1 protein-coding gene is annotated in these 2764 nt (G+C 66.1%); it reads left to right on the forward strand.

The window, feature by feature from the left end; all coding sequences use genetic code 11:
* Positions 1–2764 (forward strand): amino acid adenylation domain-containing protein (locus tag AC0L28_RS34520; protein ID WP_473482947.1); only part of this gene is annotated, 2764 nt, incomplete at both ends.

Here is a 2764-nt window from a genome sequence, read left to right on the forward strand (position 1 = left end):
AGCTGCTCGGGATCGAGCGCATCGGGCGCCACGACAACTTCTTCGAACTCGGCGGCCACTCGCTCCTGGCGGTGCAGCTGATGGAGCGGCTGCGGCGGCTGTCGCTCGGGGTGGAGGTACGCACCCTGTTCGCCAGGCCGGTGCTTTGCGATCTGGCCGAAAGCCTTGGCAGCCATCAGGAGGTGGGGGTGCCTGGCAACCCGATCACCGAGCAGAGCGCGGCGATTACGCCGCAGATGCTGCCGCTGATCGATCTTACCCCACAGGAGATCGACCGGATCGTCGCCACGGTGCCCGGTGGCGTCGGCAACATCCAGGACATTTATGGCCTGTCGCCGCTGCAGGACGGCATCCTGTTCCACCATCTGCTGTCGACGAAGGGCGATCCCTACCTACTGGTCTCGCAGATGGCGTTTGCCGAGCGCGGCCTGCTGGAGCGCTATCTTGGCGCGGTTCAGCAGGTGGTGGACCGGCACGACATTCTGCGTACGGCCTTTGTCTGGGAGGGGCTGTCGAGCCCGGCCCAGGTGGTGTGGCGGCGTGCGCCGCTGGAGGTGAGCGAGGTCGAGCTGGATGAGGTCGGCGACCCCAGTCATGAGCACCTGAAGCGCCGGTTTGATCCGCGCCGGCAGCGCATCGACCTTGGCCGGGCGCCGTTGTTGCGGTTTGTGATCGCGCGCGAGCCCGGCAGCGGGCGCTGGCTGCTGTTGCAGTTGCAGCATCATCTGATCGGCGATCACACGACGCTGGAGATCATGCATGCCGAGGTGCGGGCCGTGCTGGAAGGTCGCGGGCATGACTTGTCAGCACCGCAGCCGTTCCGCAATCTGGTGGCGCTGGCGCGCCTGGGTGTCAAGGCTAAGACGCATGAGGAGTTCTTCCAAGAGCAGTTGGCGGACATAGACGAGCCGACGCTGCCGTTCGGGCTAAGCCAAGTGCATGGCGACGGCAGCGGGGTTGGCGAGGCGCGGCGGGTGTTGCCGCAGGCGCTCAACGATCGGCTGCGGCAACAGGCGCGGCGGCTGGGGCTGAGCCTGGCCAGCCTTTGCCATCTGGCCTGGGGTCAGGTGGTGGCGCGGAGCAGCGGCCGAGAGCAGGTGGTGTTCGGCACGGTGCTGTTTGGCCGCATGCATGCCGGTCTCGGGGCCGACCGCGCAATGGGCCTGTTCATCAACACCCTGCCTGTGCGCCTCGACCTCGACGGCACCGGAGTTGAGGAAAGTCTGCGTCTCACCCATGCCCGTCTGGCAGAGCTGCTCTCACACGAGCATGCCTCGCTGGCGCTGGCGCAACGCTGCAGCGGCGTTGCGGCGCCGGCGCCGCTGTTCGGTGCGCTGCTGAACTACCGCCACACGCCGGCGGCCATGGCCGGCTCCAGGACGGATGATGGTCTGTCCGGCATGGAATGGCTGGGCAGCGAGGAGCGCACCAACTATCCGCTGACGCTGTCTGTGGAGGATTTTGGCGAGGCGCTCGGCCTCACCGCACAGGTGGCGGAGCCGATCTCTGCGGATCGGATCTGCGGCTACATGCAGCGGACGCTTGAAGCGCTGTCGGAGGCATTGGAGCAGGCTCCCGACAGGCCGGTGCGCGCGCTCGACATTCTTCCGCCCGAGGAGCGGATCTATCTTTTGGCGGAGCTGAACCGGACGGACGCGGACTATCCGTCGGGTCTTTGCATTCACGAGCTGTTCGAGCAACAGGTGCGCCAGGCGCCCGAGGCGGTGGCATTGGTGCATGACGAGGCGCTCTCCTATGGCGAGCTCAACGCCCGGGCCAACCGGCTAGCCCATCATCTGATCGCCCTCGGGGCCAAGCCGGATCAGCCGGTGGCGATCTGCGTCGAGCGCAGCCCGGCCATGGTGGTGGGGCTGCTGGCGATCCTGAAGGCGGGCGGCGCTTATGTGCCGCTGGACCCGGCCTATCCCTGCGCGCGGCTCAACCAGGTGCTCGCCGATGCCGCGCCCAAGCTGCTGCTGGCCGATGCGGCCGGCCGGGCCGCGCTCGGCCCTGAGGCGCTGGTCGATGTGATGGTGGTCGATCTGGAGGACACCCCGGTCTGGGCCGAACTGTCTGCTGCGGATCCCGAGCCGCGCGCCCTTGGCCTCACCGCGCGCCATCTCGCCTACATCATCTACACCTCGGGCTCCACAGGAACGCCCAAGGGCGTCATGGTCGAGCATCGCGGAGTGGTCAATCTGGGGCTGGCTCAGATCGGACTGTTTGGCGTCGGTTCAAACAGTCGAGTGGTGCAGTTCGCCTCCTTCGGCTTTGATGCGAGTGCCTGGGAAATGATTATGGCGCTTGGCTCCGGCGCTGCCTTGCATTTGCCTGCGGATGAGCTCCGCCAGGCGAGTGGTGAACTCTCGGATTACCTGCGGAGCGAATCGATCACCCACGCGACATTGCCTCCGGCCTTGCTGCAGGCAAGCAGGAGTGCGGAAAATTTGGCGTCGCAAGCTCTCATTCTAGCTGGAGAGCTGCCGAAGGCCGAACTCATCCGACGTTTACCTGCAGCATCTGTTATCAATGCCTATGGACCGACGGAAACGACAGTCTGTGCAACGACCTGGAGTTGCCCGGCTGAGTTTGATGGGCCAGTTGTCCCGATCGGCCGTCCGATTGCGAACACGCGGGTGTACCTGCTTGACGGCCATGGTGCACCTGTGCCGTTCGGGGCGGTGGGCGAGCTTTACATTGGCGGCGCAGGCGTTGCGCGTGGCTACCTGAACCGGCCCGAGCTGACGGCCGAGCGGTTCATCGC

This window comes from Mesorhizobium sp. WSM4847 (assembly GCF_055811335.1).